The organism is Paeniroseomonas aquatica, assembly GCF_030409335.1.
In the GTDB taxonomy this organism is placed as follows: Bacteria; Pseudomonadota; Alphaproteobacteria; order Acetobacterales; family Acetobacteraceae; genus Belnapia; species Belnapia aquatica.
Map to the genome: position 1 here is coordinate 1 of NZ_JAUFPN010000263.1, position 1,943 is coordinate 1,943.

The 1,943-nt window shown below is 66.2% G+C and carries 1 protein-coding gene; it reads left to right on the forward strand.

The features are described 5' to 3' along the window. Positions 1–152 precede the first annotated feature (152 nt). A partial coding sequence (locus QWZ14_RS29215) for a PAS domain-containing protein (protein WP_290320587.1) occupies positions 153–1,943 on the forward strand: 1,791 nt, incomplete at its 3' end.

Below are 1,943 nucleotides of genomic sequence, written 5' to 3' on the forward strand. Positions count from 1 at the left end.
CCGCAAGGCCGCGGCACCGGCCGCACGCCAGGCAGCGGCGCCCAAGAGGCAGCAGGCCGACGCCGAATGGAAGGAATTCTAGAGAGGCTGCTGAAGCCCCGGGGGCGGACTTACGCCCATTACCCAAGACCCTGACCGCTCTGGAGACCGTAATGTTCATCAGCCGCACCACGCAGGCCTCTGCACCTGTGAGCTTTTTCGATCGACGCGCGAGCCGTGACCGCCGCGCCGCCGTACGGGAGATGGAGCACCGGCTGCTCGCGCTCGAACAGATCAGCCCTATGGTCGAACTCGGCGGCGACGGCACCGTGGTGGACGGCAACCCGGCCTTTGCCGTGCTGCTCGGCCAGGGGCTGGAGGCGCTGCGAGGCCGGCCCTTCACCGATCTGCTGAGCGAGACCGAACGTACCGATCCTGCAGCGCGGCAGTTTCTCGACACGCTCGCCCGCGGCGTTGCGGCCGAGGCGAGGCTGCGGCTGCGGGTACCGGACGGTGCGGAAAAGGTGCTGCATTTCCGCGGCGCAGCTCTGCGCGGCGACGAGGGGCGGGTCACCGGCTGCCTGCTGCTTGGTGCCGACACCACGGCGCTGGAGCTGGATCGGGCCAACGCCGAGGGCCAGCTCGCCGCCATCGACAAAGCCCAGGCCGTGATCGAGTTCGACCTGGAAGGCCGGGTCCTGCATGCCAACGCAAACTTTCTGGCCGCCCTGGGCTATCGGCTGGAGGAAGTTCGTGGACAGCACCACAGCATGTTCGTCGAGGAGGCCTATCGTCGCAGCCCGGAATACCGCGCCTTCTGGGAGCGCCTTGGGCACGGCGACTACGATGCCGGCCAGTACAAGCGTATCGGCAAAGGCGGCCGCGAGATCTGGATTCAGGCCAGCTACAATCCCATCCTCAATGGCGCCGGTCGTCCCTTCAAGGTGGTGAAATACGCGACCGACATCACCGAGCAACAGCTGGCCAGCGCCGAGGCCCACGGCCAGCTCGCGGCCATCGACAAGGCGCAGGCGGTGATCGAGTTCGATCTCGAAGGCCGGGTGTTGCATGCCAATGCTAATTTCCTGGCCGCCCTGGGCTATCGGCTGGAGGAGGTCCGCGGGCAGCATCACAGCATGTTCGTGGATCCGCAGGAGCGGCACGGCGCGGCCTACCGGGCTTTCTGGGATAAGCTCGGGCGGGGAGATTTCGACGCCGGCGAATACCGGCGCATCGGCCGCGATGGCCGTGAGGTCTGGATCCAGGCCAGCTACAACCCGATCCTCGATCCAGCCGGCAAGCCCTTCAAGGTGGTGAAATACGCAACCGACGTCACCGCGCAGAAGCTCGCCACGGCGAATTTCGAAGGTCAGATCGCGGCCATCGACAAGGCGCAGGCGGTGATCGAGTTCAACCTCGACGGCACCGTGCTGAACGCCAACGCCAATTTCCTCAGGACTCTCGGCTACACGCTGGAGGAGGTGCGCGGCAAGCACCATTCGCTCTTCGTCGATCCCGCCGAACGGCAGGGCAGCGAATACCGGACCTTCTGGGACAAGCTGGCACGCGGCGAATACGATGCCGGCCAGTACAAGCGGATCGGCAAGGGCGGGCAGGCGGTTTGGATCCAGGCCAGCTACAATCCGATTCTGGCGCTCAACGGCAAACCTTTCAAGGTGGTGAAATATGCCACCGACGTCACCGGGCAGGTGCGTGCGGCCGAGATTCTGCAGCATGCGGTGGCGCAGACCGAGGAGATCGTGGCTGCGGCGCAGGTCAGCGATTTCTCGCGCCGTATTCCGACCGAGGGTGTGGACGGGGCGATTGGCCGGCTCTGCGCCGGGGTGAACCGGATGCTCGACACCATGGCCGCGCAATACGAGGTGGGCAACGCCCTGCGGGTCGCCGTGTCCGAGACCCAGTCGATCGTTGCGGCGGCGCAGGGCAATGATCTCAGCCGGCGG